The 15,587-nt window shown below is 75.0% G+C and carries 12 protein-coding genes; 4 read left to right on the forward strand and 8 right to left on the reverse strand.

The window, feature by feature from the left end; genetic code table 11:
- The first annotated feature begins 81 nt into the window (after window positions 1-81).
- Window positions 82-603, forward strand: a complete 522-nt coding sequence (locus ACFW3D_RS03610) for a rhodanese-like domain-containing protein (RefSeq protein ID WP_500500871.1) — start codon at window positions 82-84, stop codon at window positions 601-603.
- A 19-nt stretch (window positions 604-622) separates the two neighbouring features.
- Here the strand turns inward: ACFW3D_RS03610 and ACFW3D_RS03615 are convergent, their stop codons facing one another.
- The 4 genes from ACFW3D_RS03615 to ACFW3D_RS03630 all read right to left on the reverse strand — a co-directional run bounded on the left by ACFW3D_RS03615 (window position 623) and on the right by ACFW3D_RS03630 (window position 4,450).
- Window positions 623-1,429, reverse strand: a complete 807-nt coding sequence (locus ACFW3D_RS03615) for an ATP-grasp domain-containing protein (protein WP_500500873.1) — start codon at window positions 1,427-1,429, stop codon at window positions 623-625.
- 42 nt (window positions 1,430-1,471) lie between these two features.
- Window positions 1,472-2,014, reverse strand: a complete 543-nt coding sequence (locus ACFW3D_RS03620) for a GNAT family N-acetyltransferase (protein ID WP_500500874.1) — start codon at window positions 2,012-2,014, stop codon at window positions 1,472-1,474.
- Window positions 2,015-2,242: 228 nt separating this feature from the next.
- Entirely contained in the window at window positions 2,243-3,919 is a 1,677-nt protein-coding gene (locus ACFW3D_RS03625; protein ID WP_500500876.1) for a DUF885 domain-containing protein, read from the reverse strand.
- A 48-nt stretch (window positions 3,920-3,967) separates the two neighbouring features.
- Window positions 3,968-4,450: an Lrp/AsnC family transcriptional regulator gene (locus tag ACFW3D_RS03630; RefSeq protein ID WP_089224626.1), complete on the reverse strand. Its 483-nt coding sequence runs from the start codon at window positions 4,448-4,450 to the stop codon at window positions 3,968-3,970.
- Window positions 4,451-4,509: 59 nt separating this feature from the next.
- Between ACFW3D_RS03630 and ACFW3D_RS03635 the strand changes: the two genes are divergently transcribed.
- A complete protein-coding gene (locus ACFW3D_RS03635) occupies window positions 4,510-5,685 on the forward strand; it encodes a trans-sulfuration enzyme family protein (RefSeq protein WP_500500877.1) in 1,176 nt (391 codons plus the stop codon).
- On the opposite strand, the gene ACFW3D_RS03640 is transcribed toward ACFW3D_RS03635, so the two are convergent.
- The 4 genes from ACFW3D_RS03640 to ACFW3D_RS03655 form a co-directional block, all read right to left on the reverse strand.
- Window positions 5,639-7,009, reverse strand: a complete 1,371-nt coding sequence (locus ACFW3D_RS03640; protein WP_500500878.1) for a GNAT family N-acetyltransferase — start codon at window positions 7,007-7,009, stop codon at window positions 5,639-5,641. The genes ACFW3D_RS03635 and ACFW3D_RS03640 overlap by 47 nt on opposite strands.
- 76 nt (window positions 7,010-7,085) lie before the next feature.
- Window positions 7,086-7,607, reverse strand: a complete 522-nt coding sequence (locus tag ACFW3D_RS03645; protein WP_500500879.1) for a DUF1990 domain-containing protein — start codon at window positions 7,605-7,607, stop codon at window positions 7,086-7,088.
- 412 nt (window positions 7,608-8,019) lie between these two features.
- Window positions 8,020-8,613, reverse strand: a complete 594-nt coding sequence (locus ACFW3D_RS03650; protein WP_500500880.1) for a dihydrofolate reductase family protein — start codon at window positions 8,611-8,613, stop codon at window positions 8,020-8,022.
- 303 nt (window positions 8,614-8,916) lie between these two features.
- On the reverse strand, window positions 8,917-10,500 hold the full coding sequence (locus tag ACFW3D_RS03655) for an alkaline phosphatase D family protein (protein ID WP_500500882.1): 1,584 nt from the start codon (window positions 10,498-10,500) through the stop codon (window positions 8,917-8,919).
- A 283-nt stretch (window positions 10,501-10,783) separates the two neighbouring features.
- Here ACFW3D_RS03655 and ACFW3D_RS03660 point away from each other — a divergent pair, with 283 nt between their 5' ends.
- Together ACFW3D_RS03660 and ACFW3D_RS03665 are read left to right on the forward strand one after the other, a co-directional pair.
- Window positions 10,784-12,622, forward strand: a complete 1,839-nt coding sequence (locus ACFW3D_RS03660) for an HSP90 family protein (protein WP_500500884.1) — start codon at window positions 10,784-10,786, stop codon at window positions 12,620-12,622.
- Window positions 12,619-15,579, forward strand: a complete 2,961-nt coding sequence (locus ACFW3D_RS03665; protein WP_500500886.1) for a tetratricopeptide repeat protein — start codon at window positions 12,619-12,621, stop codon at window positions 15,577-15,579. The genes ACFW3D_RS03660 and ACFW3D_RS03665 overlap by 4 nt, the downstream gene beginning before the upstream one ends.
- Window positions 15,580-15,587: the final 8 nt, after the last annotated feature.

Consider the following 15,587-nt stretch of genomic DNA (forward strand, 5'->3'; position numbering starts at 1 on the left):
CAGGGAAATCCCCGGCCGGGCAAGACGGACGCCGGGGAACGGCCCTTCAGGCGGCCGGCCGGCGCTCGTAGATTTGCCGCCATGACGACACGGACAGCTCCCGCGACCACCCCCGCCCCGGCCCCCGCCGACAACCCCGTGCTGCGTGTGCCGCCCGCCGCGCCGGCCGAGGCCGCCGCGTACTTCGCCGCGAGCCTCGCCTTCCACGCCGACGTGTCCGACGTCGCCGCCGCCCTCGCCACCGCCGCGGGGACCGGAGCCGGCCCCGGCTTCGTCGTCGTCGACTCCCGTTCCACCGCGGCCTGGGAACAGGGTCACGTCCCCGGCGCCGTCCATCTGCCCACCGCGGACGTCCCACGGCTCGCCGGTGCCTTCCTCGACCGTGACGTGCCCGTCGTCGTGTACTGCTGGGGCCCGGGCTGCAACGGCGCCACCCGCGCCGCGCTTGCCCTGGCGGGCCTCGGCTACCAGGTCAAGGAGATGCTCGGCGGCATGGAGTACTGGATCCGCGAGGGCTTCGCCCACGAGACGGCCGACGGCACCGAGCGGCGCCCCGCCGACCCGCTGACGGCGCCCGTGGGCGTCGACGACTGCGGCTGCTGAGGACCGCCGCGGGGCGGTCTCAGCGGACGACGGAGACGGCCGGCCGCAGGAACAGGCGGTCCCGCGGCCCGAACCCGGCGAGCGGCGCCGCCGCGCGCAGGACGACGTCCAGTGCGGCCTCGGCGTCGCAGGCGTAATGCCCGCTCGCCCAGGCCGCGTTGGCCTCGACCACCGCCCAGCCGTCCCCGGTCCGGCCGACGTCCACCACGATCGCGCCGGGCAGCTCCGGCACGCCGGGCGCGAAGAGCCGCCCGGCGAAGTCCCGCACCTCGCGGGCCAGCGGGTCGCCGTCCAGCGGCGCCACGTCCAGGCCGCCGCGGGTCGCGTAGCGGCTGCCCGTCACCACCTCGCCGTCGAGCAGGAACAGCCGGTACTCGACGGCGAACGCCACGATGTCGCTCACCAGCACGGGGGCGTCCTCGTCCACCGCGTCCGGGCCGGGCAGGCCGCTGCCGTCGGAGTACACCCTGGCCGGGAAGCTCTTGTCGTTCGGCGGCTTCACGAAGGCGGGCCGGCGCAGCGCGCGGGCCTCGGCCACGGTCGTGAACCCGACCTCCCGCCCGACGAGTTCCCAGGGCAGCCGGGCCAGCCAGTCCTCGTCGGCCTCCAGCAGCCCCAGGCCCAGGTCCCCCGCCACGGCGTCGGCGAACAGCGGCCCCGCGTAGAGCGAGGGGCCCACCGCCTCCGCCGCGTCCTGCGGCACCCGCCACGTCGGCAGGGTGCGGGCCGCCATGCCGCGCCGGTGGGCGGCCGCGGCCAGCGCGTGGCCGGTGGCGGTCACACGGGGCGAGAGGAAGAGCGTCCGGGGCGGGGGCACGGTGTTCACGGCCCCGATGGTGGCGGAACCGGAGGGCGCCGCGACAGCGAATTACGCCGGCACACCCCGGCCGACCGGCCGCAACTCGTAGGCCCACTGGGCGTCCCGGTCCGCGATCCGCCCGAAGCCCGCCCGCTCCAGCACCCGTTGCGAGGCGCGGTTGCCCGGGTCGGTGGTCGCCAGCACGGTGCGCACCTCGGGGCGGCTCAGCGCCCACCGGGACAGCACCAGCACCGCGTCCGTCGCCCAGCCGGCGCCGCGCGCGGACTCCGAAAGGTCGTAGCCGATCTCCACCAGGCCGTCGACGGCGGAGGGGGGCCCGTGGAAGCCGATGCCGCCGAGCGCGAGGCCGTCGTCCGACCGCTGGATCACGAACAACCCCCACCCCGGGGCGAACACCCCGGCCGCCGCCGCGATCGTCGCCATCCCGGCCGCGATGATCGTGCCCTCGCCCGGCCCCCCGTCGATCCACGCCAGCCCGGCCGGCTTCCCGTCGGCCAGCTGCGCCGCCTCCTCCGGAAGCTGCTCGCGCAGGGTCAGCCGACCGTGCGCCAGCACGAGCCGGCCGTCTTCCCGCGAAGCGTTCGGGATCATCCGTGCAACACCCCCATGCGTCTCACCCTATCCACCCCGACCGGCCCGCACGTGCGGGTCCCGCCGCCGCGGACCCGCACAGCGGCCGCGCTGATGTCCCGTGAGGTGAGGCAGGAGAAATGCCCCTTCCCCTTCGTCGGCGACTACTCCTGGCCCGACCCGGAGCGGCAGGCGGTTGCGCGCCCGGCGTCCTTCCCCGGGCGGGGCCCGGGGAAGGACGGGTGACCGTCAGAGCTTCGAGAGCTCGTCGACGAGGTCGTCCAGCCCCAGGGAGCCCTGCGACAGCGCGGCCATGTGCCAGGCCTTGGCGTCGAAGGAGTCACCGTGGGCCTTGCGGGCGGCCTCGCGGCCGGCGAGCCAGGCCCGCTCGCCCAGCTTGTAGCCGATCGCCTGCCCCGGCATGCCGAGGTAGCGGATGATCTCGCTGTCGAGCATGGCGTCGCTGAGCCCGTTGTAGCGCCCGAAGAACTCGCGTCCCAGCTCCGGCGTCCAGGTCTCGCCCGGGCGGTACGGGCTGTCCTGCGGGATCTCCAGCTCCAGGTGCATGCCGATGTCCAGGATGACGCGGGTGGCCCGCAGCATCTGCGCGTTGAGGTAGCCGAGCCGGCGGCCCGCGTCCGTCAGGAAGCCGAGCTCGTCCATGAGGCGCTCCGCGTACAGGGCCCAGCCCTCGGCGTTGGCGCTGACCTGGCCGAGCGTGGCCTGGTAGCGGCTGAGCCGGTCCGCGACGTACACCCACTGCGCGAGCTGCAGGTGGTGGCCGGGTACGCCCTCGTGGTACCAGGTGCTGACCAGGTCCCAGACGGGGAACCGCTCGCGGCCCAGGGTGGGCAGCCAGGTGCGGCCCGGGCGGGAGAAGTCCAGCGACGGCGACGTGTAGTACGGCGCGGCGGCGCTGCCGGCCGGGGCGATGCGGGACTCGACGCGCTTGACGGGCTCGGCCAGGTCGAAGTGGGTGCCGTCGAGCGCCGCCATGGCCTCGTCCATCACGCCCTGCAGCCAGTCGCGGACCGCGTCGACGCCCTCGATGGCCTCGCCCGCCTCGTCCAGGTGCGCCAGGGCCTCCATCGGGGTGGCGCCGGGCAGGACCTTCTCCGCCTCGACGCGCATCTCCGCCTCGATGCGCCGGAACTCCTCCCAGCCCCAGGCGTACGCCTCGTCCAGGTCCAGGTCGGAGCCCGTCCAGTAGCGGGCCCAGCGGGCGTACCGCTCGCGGCCGACGGCGTCGGACGTGCCCTCGACGGCCGGGGCGTAGCTGTCGCGCAGCCAGTCCCGCAGGCCGGCGACGGCCGCGGTGGCCTCGGCGGCGCCGCCGTCGAGCTCGGACCGCAGGGCCTCGGGGCCCTCCTGCACGAACTGCGCGAACCAGCTGCCGTCCGCGTCCTCGCCCAGCCATTCGCCCAGCTGCCCGACGACCGTGTCGACCTGGCGCGGACCGGCGGGCAGCTTGCGGGCGAGGCCCTCCTCCAGGGAGGCGCGGTAGCCCGCCAGGGCCTCCGGGACCGCCCGCAGCCGGGCGGCGACGGCGGCCCAGTCCTCGTCGGTCCCGGTCGGCATCAGCATGAAGACACCGCGCACCGAGTGGACGGGGGAGTGCAGGTTGCTCACGGCCCGCAGGCCCTCACCGGCCTCGTGCACGGCCAGCTCGGCGATGAGCCGCTCGCGCAGCAGCCGCGCGCAGCGGCGCTCGTCGTCGTCCGGGACCTCGGCCGCTTCGACGTCGGCGAGGGTGCGGCGGGCGAGTTCGGCCTGGGCCTCCAGGCCGGCGGGGGTGAAGTCGGGGAGCCGGTCCTGGCCGGTCCGCACCCCCAGGTACGTGGCGGTGATGGGATCGAGTTCGGTGACCGCGTCGACGTACGCGTCGGCGATCCGGCGGGGCAGCGCGCTGCCGGTGGTGTCGGGCATGGTCACATCCTGGTACGGAGCGGCCCGCTCCGTCATCACCATTGACGATCATATTCCTGACGTGGGCGGGAGCAGCGGGCCGCAGTCCCAGTGCTGGAAGATCAACCGGGTTTCCACACGGGCGACTTCGGGCCGCGAGGTGAATTCGTCGACGACCAGCCGCTGGAGGTCGCCGGTGCTCGCGACGGCCACGTGGACGAGGTAGTCGTCGGGCCCGGTGAGGTGGAACAGCGCCCGCGACTCCGGCAGCGCCCGCACCCGCTCCACGAACGGGCCGATCAGCTCCCGGCGGTGCGGCCGCACCTGCACCGCCAGCAGTGCCTCCAGCGGCCGCCCGAGCCGGGCCGGGTCGACCCGCAGCTCGTGGCCGAGGATCACCCCGGTGCGGCGCAGCCGGCCGACCCGGTCCAGGCAGGTGGACGGGGCCACGCCGACGGCAGCGGCGAGGTCCTTGTAGGTCGTCCGTGCGTCGTTCTGCAGGAGCCGCAGAATCTCGAGGTCGACCGGATCCAGAAGCACAGAATCGGACATCGGCCGAAGTTAACACGGGTCTTTCCCGCTACGGTCCGGTAGCTGTTCAGCATCGGGCCATGGACACGACAGCATCGGCGCCCACCCGCGCCCTCGCCACCGAGGCTGTGCACGCCGGCCGCGAAGACCTCGCGGACCTCGGCCTGCACGCCGTTCCCCTGGACCTGTCCACCACCTACCCCTCGCGGGACAGCCGCGCCGAAGCCGCCCGCCTGGACGACTTCGCCGTGACGGGCGCCGCCCTGACCGGCCCGCCGGTCTACTCCCGGCTCGACAACCCCACCGTCGCCCGCTTCGAGACCGCGCTGGCCCGGCTGGAGGGCGCCGAGGCGGCGGTGGCCTTCGCCAGCGGCATGGCCGCCCTCACCGCCACCCTGCTGGCCCGCGCCTCCATGGGGCTGCGCCACGTGGTGGCCGTCCGCCCGCTGTACGGCTGCAGTGACCACCTCCTGACCGGCGGCCTGATCGGCACCGAGGTGACCTGGACCGACCCAGCCGGAATCGCCGACGCCATCCGCCCGGACACCGGTCTGGTGATCGTGGAGACCCCCGCCAACCCGACGCTGGCCGAGGTCGACCTGCGGGCCGTCGCCCATTCCTGCGGCGAGGTGCCGCTGGTCGTCGACAACACCTTCGCCACGCCCGTCCTGCAGCGCCCCCTGGAGAGCGGCGCCAGGATCGTGCTGCACAGCGCCACCAAGTACCTCGGCGGCCACGGCGACGTCCTGGGCGGGGTCATCGCCTGCGACGAGGAGTTCGCCCGCGTGCTGCGCAAGGTGCGCTTCGCCACCGGCGGGGTGCTGCACCCGCTCGCCGGCTACCTGCTGCTGCGCGGGCTGTCCACGCTGCCGGTCCGGGTGACGTCCGCCTCGGCGACGGCCGCCGCGCTGGCCGAGCGGCTGGCCGCCGACCCGCGGGTGGCGAAGGTGCACTACCCGCGGATCGGCGGCGCCATGGTCGCGTTCGAGGTCCGGGGCGACCCGCACGAGGTGATCGCCGGGGTCCGGCTGATCACCCCGGCGGTCAGCCTCGGAAGCGTCGACACGCTCATCCAGCACCCGGCCTCGATCAGCCACCGCATCGTGGACGAGGGCGACCGCCACAGCTCCGGGGTCAGCGACAAGCTGCTGCGGCTGTCCGTCGGCCTGGAGGACGTCGAGGACCTGTGGGAGGACCTGGACATCGCGCTCAGCGCAGCCGAGCGCTCGCGCCGGCCGGTGACAGCGTCGCGGTGATGACCAGCGTGCCGTCCTCGACCTGGTAGTCCAGCGGCAGACCCAGGCGGCGCATCGTCGCGACCATCCCGGTGTTGGTCGCCCGGGTCACCGCGTACACGCTCCCGCACCCCGCGTCGACGGCCTGGGCGACCAGGCGGCGCAGTAGCTCCAGGCCGATGCCGCGGCGCTGCCAGGCGTCCTCGACCAGCAGGGCGACCTCGGTCTCGTCGCCGTCCCACAGCAGGTGGCCGAGGGCGACGAGCCGGCCGGAGACCGTCTGCACGGCGAGCGTCTGCCCGAAGCGGGGGCTGAGCAGGTGGGTCAGATAGCGGTCCACGTCCGCGACCGGGCCGTGGTAACGGCGCGCCAGGGTCGCGGTGGAGCACCGGCCGTGGAGCTCGCGGGCGGCCTCGAGGTCCTCGGGGCCCACCCGCCGGACGGTGATCTCGTTGCCCTCGGGCAGGGTGAGCACCGCCCGGCCCTCCGGGACCCGGGTGCCCAGCTGCGCGTCGAACTCGACCAGCGCGCGGGCCCGGGCGAACTCGGTCGGGGTGAACGGGAGGTAGGCCCGTTCCACGGTGACGGTGCCTCCGGCCGGGTCGCGCAGCCGCATGACCGTGCCCTCCAGGGTGTCCTCGGCCGGGTCGGGGCCGGCCGTACCGGGCGGGGTGGACCTTATCGTGCAGCGGCCGAACAACTGGCGCAGGGCCAGGGGAAGTTCGGCGGCGTCCATGGCAGTGCGGGTGGCGAGGCCCAGCACCCGGGTCGGGGTGTCGACGAGGTCGTGTGCGTCGGCCCGCTCGATCCAGGTGTCCCGCCCGCCCCCGCCGGCGACGGCCCGCGTCAGCTCGCCCGGCGCGAGTGCGGCCGGTGCGCGGACCAGGAACTCGTCCACGGTGCCCTCGGCCAGCGGGTGCGTCTGGAGCGTGAGGATGTCCACGTCCCGCCCGGCCAGCGCGGTGCAGAGGGCGGCGAGGCTGCCCGGCGCGTCGCGCACGGTGGTGCGCACCCGCCACAACGTGGTCCCCGCCTCGGGTCCGTCGGCGGCGGAGCTTTCCCCCGGCTCCGTCGTACGGTCCCCGTCGTGGCTCCCGGCGCGTGGGGGCGAATGAACGTGCCGGCGTGCCCACCATGTGTGGAAGCCGGCGGTCGCGGCGAGCGCGGCGGCCGACAGGCACAGCAGGGCGGGGCCGTCGGGGGCGTGCCCGACGAGGTTGGCGATGAGGTCGGCGGTGGCCACGGCCACGAAGAGCGCGGCGAGTTCGATGACGTCGCGGCGCCAGTGATGCTGCCGCCGCGCGAGGGCGGCGGGGGCCGTCGTGGTGGATGTCAGGTCTCGCATGCAAACACCATGCCGAACAGGTGTTGCGCGATCACGAACGCGTTGTGACCGACGGGTAAAGGGTGTCCCATGTCGGTTAACTCCCCCTTTCAACAGTTCCGTCCTGCGACAACCGGCGCAGGCACCGGCCGTAACGGCGTGCGATGCCACGCTGAGTGACGCGTCCCAGGGGGCCCAGTAGACCCACGTACCACGCCCCCGGTCCACTGAAGGCCGTGACATCAAGCCACACGGACCCGTCCGGTGCGAGGCTCACCACGAACGACTCCTCCCCGCGTTCCGGATGGCCGGGGAGCGTCCCGTAGGCGAACCCCACGCGATCCGGGCCGTGTTCGGCCCACACCACCTCGCACGGCGCGCGCAGCGGGCCGATCCGCAGGGGCACCCGGACCCCCGGTGCGGCGTCCGGCGTGCCGCCGGGCACCCGCAGTCCGGTCGCCCGGTGCATCCGCCACCCCATCAGCGCCCGCCCGGCCGCGGCCAGCACCCCCGGGCCCTCACCGAGCCGGATCCGCTCGTGCAGGTGGTGGAACCCCGGCGGGGTCGGCCCACCGGTGCGGGTCACCCCGACCTGCTCGTAGCTGAAACCACCCGTCACGGCGCTGTCCTCCCGGTCCGTCAGGAGCCCGCGCGGCGCCCTCCCCGGTCGCCCCACGAGGTCTCGAAATCGCCGTATTGCCCGGCCGATTTGCACATGCTAAGCCCTCCGGGCCACCGCCCGCCCGTAGGCGTGAACTCCCCGGCCGCGTCCCACTCCGGCGACAGCCGCAGCTCCACCCGGCGGGTCCGGTCATAGGGCAGGGGTTCCCCGAGAGTCAGGAGTTCGTCCTCGCCGTCGCCCGTCGTGCACGCCGATCGCCTCGGCCAACCCGTGTTCCGGCAAGTGATCAGCGGTTGGGGGCGGTCCCCCGCGTGGGTGTGCGCGGGGGGACGCCTTGCCGGGCCGTTCCGCGGCGCCCGGACCGAGGTGCGGCGCTCAGGCGCCCTGCCGCCCGCCGCCCCTCCCTGCTCTACCCGGCGGCCCGCCGGTAGGTGCAGACGTTGACGCCCTTGGCACTCGTGACCGTGGAGACCAGTTCGAAGGTGCGCAGCCCCCCGTCCTCGGGGAAGACCGACTTGCCGCCACCGAGGAGGACCGGCATGACCATGAGGCGCAGTTCGTCGACCAGGTCCTCGCCCAGCAGGGTGCGTACCAGGGTGGGGCTGCCCATGACCACGATGTCGCCGCCGGGGGCCTCGCGCAGCTCCCCGATCCTGCCGACGGCCTCCGCGGCGGGGATGCGGGTGGTGTTGTGCCAGGTCAGCTCGGAATCGCCGAGCGTGTCGGACACCACGTACTTCGGGAGCGCGTTCAGCCGGTCCGCGAAGGGGTCGCCGGCCCGCTCGGGCCAGGCGCCGGCCATCGCGGCCCACGTGCGGCGCCCGTACAGCAGCGCGTCGGCCTTGCTCACGGTCTCGTCGAAGGCGCCGCCCACGACCTCCGCGTCGAAGAAGGGGTGCGTCCAGCCGCCGTTGGCGAAGCCGCCGTCGGTGTCCTCCTCCGGTCCGCCCGGGGCCTGCACGACACCGTCGAGGCTGATGAACTCGGTGACCACGATGCGCATGGGGACTCGCTCCTTCGTCTTCGTCAACTCACTGCGCCTACGGCAGGGGAGACCGCCGCACTGCCCCGAAATCATCGCGCCGATGAGGCGATGTGAGGTGACCCGGACCACATGCCCGCCCATCACGCCTGAATCCGACCGCCGTCGACCGCCTGTGAGCACCTCGGCAGCACGCTGATCCGTCCCTTCGGGAAGGCCCGGCGTCAGAGTGGCCGCGGGCCGTGGCGGACGTGATCCTGGCGGCCGCCCGCTGAGCACCGGACGGCCCGGCGGCACGCGTTCGCGCCGCCGGGCCGTCGGCCGTTACTGCCCGACCAGCCCCGCCCGGAGCACCTTCGTGAACAGCACCGTGCCGTCCTGCTCGCGCAGCCGCACCGTCATGTCGCCGGAGTGGCCGTCGATGTCGACCTGCCCGAAGAACTGGTAGCCCTCGGCGGGCGAGACGTTCGACGCCGTCGGCGCCTTCACGAAGACCCGCTCCGGCCCGAAGGTGCCGTCCAGCGCGCTCGCCGGGAAGGCACCCGCGTTCAGCGGGCCGGACACGAACTCCCAGAACGGAGCGAAGTCCGTGAACGCCGCGCGCGAGGGCTGGTAGTGCTGCGCGGAGGTGTGGTGGACGTCGGCGGTCAGCCACACCGTGCCGGTGATCCCGCGGTGCTTGACGAACCGCAGCAGCTCGGCGATCTGCAGTTCGCGGCCGAGCGGCGCACCCGGGTCGCCTTGCGCGACGGCCTCGATGTTCGGCCGGCCCTCCGTGGTGTCGGGCACCACCAGCCCGAGCGGCATGTCCGCGGCGATCACCTTCCACACCGCGCGCGACCGCGACAGCTCCCGCTTCAGCCACTCCAGCTGCTCACGGCCGAGGATGCCCTGCGGGTCGTGGGCCTGGTCGCCGGGGGAGTTGGCGTTGCGGTACGTGCGCATGTCCAGGACGAAGACGTCCAGCAGCGGACCCTGCCGCAGCACCCGGTACACCCGGCCGGCACCGTCCGGCCGCAGCGAGGAGACGGGGAAGTACTCGGCGAACGCCTGCCGGGCCCGGCCGGCGAGGACGTCCACGCTCTTCTCGGTGTAGCGCGGGTCCGAGGCGGGGATCACCTCGCCCGGGTACCAGTTGTTGCGGACCTCGTGGTCGTCCCACTGGATGACCGACGGCACCCGGGCGTTGAAACGACGCAGGTTCTCGTCGAGCAGGTTGTAGCGGAAATTGCCGCGGAACTCGGCCAGGGTCTCGGCGACCTTCGACTTCTCCGCCGTGGTGACGTTGCGGTAGGTGCTGCCGTCGGGGAGCGCCTGGGTCGCCGCGATCGGGCCGTCGGCGTAGATGTTGTCGCCGCTGCACAGGAAGAAGTCCGGGTCCACCGCGCCCATGGCGTCGAAGATGCGGTAGCCGCCGATGTCGGGGTTGATGCCCCAGCCCTGCCCGGCGAGGTCGCCCGACCACACGAAGCGCACCCCGCCGCGCCGCCCGTCCGGCGCCGTGCGGAAGGTGCCCGTGACCGGCGCGCCGGTGCGGCGCGGGTCGTCGGGGTCGGCCAGCAGCACCCGGTAGTGGACCTGCTCGCCCGCCGGCAGGCCGTGCAGCCGGGTGACCCCGGTGAAGTCGGTGCCGGGGCCGACCACCGGGCCGTGGAAGCGCCGGGTGTGCCGGAACGACTCCGTCGCCGAGGTCTCCACCACCATCCGCGCCGGCCGGTCCGCGCGCGCCCACACCAGGCCGCCCGACGCCGTCACGTCGCCGGTCTGCACGCCCGACGTCGCCGCGGGCCTCCCCGACAGGGCCAGCGCGGGCGCGGCCACCGCGGGCACCAGCAGCGCCCCGGAGGCCGCCAGCCCGCCCCTCAGCACCGAGCGCCGCCCGACCGTGCTCCCGGATCCGTCCGCCATCCTGACCTCCCAAGTACCGAGCCGCGTACGCCGAATTGCGTCCGCCCCCGTTCCTACTCGCGCCGTGTGCCGTCGATCCGAACGCGCAGTGAACAACCGCCCCGCGCCGCTCGGCGGCGCCCGGCCGCTCCCCGCACTCCCCGCCGGCCGCCCCGCACGACGAAACCCCCTGGTAACACGGGCCTCCGGCGCCATACGATGTCCCGAATCCGGCGGCCGCGATCACCCGATCGCCCTACCCGCGCCCCATCCGCCCTCCCCGGGATGCAGCGGCGCCTCCACGATGACTGCAGATCAGACACCGCACGCCTTCCAGGTCGACCTGCGCGGCCTGGTGGACCTCCTCTCCCACCACCTCTACTCCAGCCCCAAGGTCTACCTGCGCGAGCTGCTGCAGAACGGCGTCGACGCGATCACCGCCCGCCGGGCCGGACAGCCCGACGCCCCCGCCCGGGTGCGCCTGCACGCCGAGGGCGGCCGGCTGCGCGTCGAGGACACCGGCATCGGCCTCACCGAGTCCGACGTGCACGACCTGCTGGCCACCATCGGCCGCAGCTCCAAGCGCGACGGACTGGAGAGCGCCCGCTCGGAGTTCCTCGGCCAGTTCGGCATCGGTCTGCTCGCCTGCTTCGTCGTGGCCGCGGAGATCCGGGTCGTCAGCCGGTCCGCGCGCACCCCGGACGCCCCGCCCGTGGAGTGGACCGCCCGTGACGACGGCTCGTACACCGTCCGCACGCTGCCCGCGCAGGACCACCCCGAGCCGGGGACGACCGTGCACCTGACCGCCCGGCCGGGCGCGGCGGAATGGCTCGCCGAGGAGCGCGTGCTCGCCCTCGCCAAGGACTTCGGCTCCCTGCTGCCGTACGACGTGCGGGTCGGCGACACCCCGGTCACCGAGCGGCCGCCGGTCTGGGACCGCCCGCACCCCGGGCAGGCCGCCCGCCGGGTCGCGCTCGCCCGGTACTGCCACGAGCAGTTCGGCTTCACGCCGCTCGACGTCATCGACCTCGACGTCCCCCTCGCGGGCGTGCGCGGCGTCGGCTACGTCCTGCCCGCCGCGGTCAGCCCGGCCCAGCGCGCCGGGCACCGCGTCCACCTCAAGGGCATGCTGCTCACCGACCGCGCCGACGAACTCCTGCCCGAGTGGGCCTTCTTCGTCCGCTGCGTCATCGACACCGACAGCCTTCGCCCCACCGCCTCCCGGGAGAGCCTGTACGCCGACGAAACGCTCGCCGCCGTCCGCGAGGCGCTCGGCGAACGCATCCGCGGCTGGCTGACCGAACTCGCCGCCGGCGACCGGGAACGGCTCGCCCAGTTCCTCGCCGTCCACCACCTCGGCGTCAAGTCGCTCGCCCGGCACGACGCCGGGATGCTCCGCACGATGCTGCCGTGGCTGCCGTTCGAGACCACCGACGGGCAGCTCTCGCTGGAGGAGTTCGCCCGCCGCCACCGGGTCGTCCACTTCACCCGCACCGTCGAGGAGTACCGCCAGGTCGCGGCGATCGCCTCCGCGCAGGGCATCGGGGTCGTCAACGGCGGCTACACCTACGACGCCGACCTGGTCGAGCTGCTGCCGACCGTGCGTCCCGGCACCGCCGTCGCCGAACTCGACGCGGACACCGTCACCGCGCACCTCGACGCCGTCGACCCCGCCGAGGAACTCGCCCTGTCCGGCTTCCTCGCCGCGGCCCGCGCCCGGCTCGACCCGCTCGGCTGCGACGTCTCGCTGCGCACCTTCCACCCGATCACCGTCCCCGCGCTCCACCTGGACGACCGGGACGCCCGCCACGAACGCGCCCGCGCCGAGGAGGAGGAGCAGGCCGACGAACTGTGGGCGGGCATCCTCGGCTCGCTGCGCGGCGGCGCCCCCCGCGCCCGGCTGGTGCTGAACCACCTCAACCCGCTGGTCCGGCGGATCAGCGGCTTCACCGACCCCGAACTCGTCGGCACGGCCGCCGAGGCGCTGTACGGCCAGGCCCTGCTGATGGCCCAGCGCCCGCTGCGCCCCGCCGACTCCGCGCTCCTCAACCGCGCCTTCCTCGGCCTGCTGCAGTGGGCGGCGCAGAGCGCGGACGGCCACGCGGGGCAGCCCGGCGACGCCGAACAGGAGGACGGCCGATGAGCACCCAGGACCCGGCGGTCGAGACCGTGCGCCGCGCGCTGCTGCACAACCGGGAGGAGCCCGAGGGCCGGGCGCGCAACGCCGGCGCGGAGCGCCTCGTCACCGAGGCCGAGGCCACCGGGGACGCCCCGCTGCTTCTCGACGCCCTGTTCAACCTCGCCAGCGCCTACGCGTACAGCAGCGAGAAGGACAAGTTCTTCGTGCCCTTCGCCCGCCTGCTGCGCATGTGGGACGAACGGCCCGGGGACTTCGACGGCGCGAACACCCACCACCTGCACTGGATCTTCAAGTGGGTGGCCAACGGGATGCTCGACCAGCCCGACGTCCCGCTCGCCTCCATCGAGAAGTGGCATCGCGAGATGGAGCACCGCTACCGCCTCGCGGGCCACTCCGAACGCGCCGTCCGGCAGGGCGAGTTCCGCATCGCAAGGCACCTCGGCGACACCGCCCGCGCCGAGGCCGCCCACGCTGCGTGGCTGGCCGCGGACCGCGACGCCATGGCCGACTGCCACGCCTGCGAACTCCACGGCCAGGGCAGCTGGCAGGTCGACCGCGGCAGTGACGACGAGGCGCTGGGCACCTGGCAGCCCGTCCTCGCCGGGCAGTACACCTGCGCCCACGAACCGCACAACGTCCTGGCGTCCTCGCTGCTGCCGCTGGTCCGGCTCGGCCGGCTCGACGAGGCCCGCGCCCACCACCTGCGCGGCTACCGTTTGGTGCGCAGCATGGAGAGCATGCGCGGCGCGGTCTCCTCCCACGTCGAGTTCTGCGCCCTGACCGGCAACGAGGCACGGGCCCTGGAGATCCTCGCCGAGCACCCCGCGTACTTCACCGACACCGGCGACCCCGACACGCTCATGGACCACCTGGCGGTCACCGGTCTGCTCATGCGCCGCCTCGTCGCCCTCGGCCACGCCGACCGGGGCGTCCCCGGTCCGGCGGGCACCGACTGGACCGCCGGCGCGCTGCTCGCGCACGCGGAACGCGAGGCCGCCGCCGTTGCCGCGCGCTTCGACGCCCGCAACGGCAACGACGCCGTCAGCCGCCGCATGCGCGAGCGCCTCGCCGCCGGGCCCCTCGTGGAGCGGCTCCCGTTGGGCGTCCGGGCCCGGCAGCGGCTGACGACGCCCTCCGCCCCGCCGCAGCCCGCGCCCGCCTCCGGAGCGTCCGCCGCACCCGAGGGCGCCGCGGACGTCCCCGCGCTGCTCGCCGAGGCCCGCGGGCTGAGCGAGGCCCGGCACCCCGACGCGGGCGCCGCCTGGGCCGCCGCCGGCCGGGCCGCCGAGCGCACCGGTACCGTCCTGGACGACCTGGCCGGCGCCGAGATCGCCGACCACGCCGGCATCGACGCCTTCACCGACCCGGGCACCGCCGTGCCGCTCTTCGACTCCGCGGCCGAGCTGTTCGAGGCGGCGGGGAAGCCGGGCGAGGCCGCCGCCTGCCGCGCCCGCGCCGCCTACGCGGTGGCCGTCGCGGAGGAGACCGGCCAGGCCGTCGCCGCGCTCGACGCCGCCGTCGAAGCGCTGCACGAGCTGCACAGGACCGGCCGGGCCACCTCCCGCCAGCTCACCGGCGCCCGGCTGGCCCGGCTCGGCGTGCGGCCGCCGGGCGCCGAGAGCGAGGCGGAACTGCTGCGGATCATCGCCTTCGCCGAGGAGCACCAGGCCGAGGAAGGGATGGCGGGACGGCTCGCCGACGCGATCACGCTGCACGCCCGCCACACCGCCGCGCGCGGCGATCTCGCGGCCTCCGCCGGGCTCTTCGCCCGGGCCGCCCGCCTCCACCACGAGGCCGCGACCCCGTGGTACGCGGCGGAACCCGAGGCACTGCTCGCCGACCTCTCCCTCCAGCGGGACGACCACGCCACCGCGGAGCAGTCCGCCCGCGCCGCGCTGGAGCACGGCGCCGCCACACTGGGCCCGGCGCACCGCGCCCACCTGCACACCGTGCTGGCCGCCGCGCTCGCCGGCCGCGGCGCCGACGCCGAGGCCGCCGACCAGGCCCTGGAGGGCGCCCACTGGGCCGACGAGGGCGACGTGTCCGAGCAGATCGGCGCCTGGGCGCGGCTGGTCCTCGGCGGGGCGCTGCTGCGGGAGGGCAGGGCCGCCGAGTCCGCCACCGTCCTGGAGACCGCCCTGTCCGACCTGGTGTGCGCCCACCACGACGGGCGGGTCGTCCAGGCCCGCTGGTGGCTGGGGGAGGCGCTGCGCGATCTGGACGAGCCGCGCGCCGCCGCCGAGCAGTTCCTGCTCGCCGCGGAGATCGCGCAGGGCTGGGACGAGCAGCAGGACCACGCCGTCCTCGCGAACCTCGCCGCCGACTCCCTGGAACGGGCCGGCCTGGCCGGTGAGGCCGGCCGGGCGTACCAGCGGGCCGGTGAGCTCTGGCGCGCCCTGGAGCGTCCCGTTCCGCTCGTCCGCACCCTGCGTGCCCGGGCCTGGCTCGCCCTCCACGACGACCAGGGCGGCCTCGCCGCGGGCCGCTCCGCGATGGCCGAGGCCGCCGCGGTCGCCGAGGAGGCACTCGCCGCGGCGACGGCGGCCGGCGACGGGGCGGCCGCGGCGCACCTGCGCGCCGAACTGGCCGGGACCCACCGGCAGACCGGCGAACTGATCGTCCGCGCCTGCCCCGGCGAGCCGGGCGAGGAGGACACGGACGGCTCGGCCCGCGCCGCGTACGAGGAGGGCCTGACCTGCGCCGAACGCGCGATCACGCTCTTCGGCCCGGGTCCGGCGCGCAGCGCGGCCCAGCTCATGGCCGCCTGGCTCGAGGCCGACCTGGGACGGCACGCCGCCGCCGCGGAACGGGCCCGGGCCGTGATCGCCCTGTACGAGGCGCAGGACGAGACCGGGGAGGACGAGGTCGCCGCACAGCGGCTGGCCGAGGCGCGCTCCGTCCTCGAATACGTCGGCGAGCGGCCCGGCGGACCGGAGAAGACGCAGGCCGGGGAGGTGTAGGCCCGGAG

Source organism: Streptomyces sp. NPDC058864 (genome assembly GCF_042742985.1).
In the GTDB taxonomy this organism is placed as follows: Bacteria; Actinomycetota; Actinomycetes; order Streptomycetales; family Streptomycetaceae; genus Actinacidiphila.

Coding starts and splice junctions, on each gene's coding strand:
- ACFW3D_RS03610 (WP_500500871.1), top strand. CDS start 82: ATGACGACACGGACAGCTCCCGCGACCACCCCCGCCCCGGCCCCCGCC.
- ACFW3D_RS03620 (WP_500500874.1), bottom strand. CDS start 2,014: ATGATCCCGAACGCTTCGCGGGAAGACGGCCGGCTCGTGCTGGCGCAC.
- ACFW3D_RS03625 (WP_500500876.1), bottom strand. CDS start 3,919: ATGCCCGACACCACCGGCAGCGCGCTGCCCCGCCGGATCGCCGACGCG.
- ACFW3D_RS03630 (WP_089224626.1), bottom strand. CDS start 4,450: ATGTCCGATTCTGTGCTTCTGGATCCGGTCGACCTCGAGATTCTGCGG.
- ACFW3D_RS03635 (WP_500500877.1), top strand. CDS start 4,510: ATGGACACGACAGCATCGGCGCCCACCCGCGCCCTCGCCACCGAGGCT.
- ACFW3D_RS03640 (WP_500500878.1), bottom strand. CDS start 7,009: ATGCGAGACCTGACATCCACCACGACGGCCCCCGCCGCCCTCGCGCGG.
- ACFW3D_RS03650 (WP_500500880.1), bottom strand. CDS start 8,613: ATGCGCATCGTGGTCACCGAGTTCATCAGCCTCGACGGTGTCGTGCAG.
- ACFW3D_RS03655 (WP_500500882.1), bottom strand. CDS start 10,500: ATGGCGGACGGATCCGGGAGCACGGTCGGGCGGCGCTCGGTGCTGAGG.
- ACFW3D_RS03660 (WP_500500884.1), top strand. CDS start 10,784: ATGACTGCAGATCAGACACCGCACGCCTTCCAGGTCGACCTGCGCGGC.
- ACFW3D_RS03665 (WP_500500886.1), top strand. CDS start 12,619: ATGAGCACCCAGGACCCGGCGGTCGAGACCGTGCGCCGCGCGCTGCTG.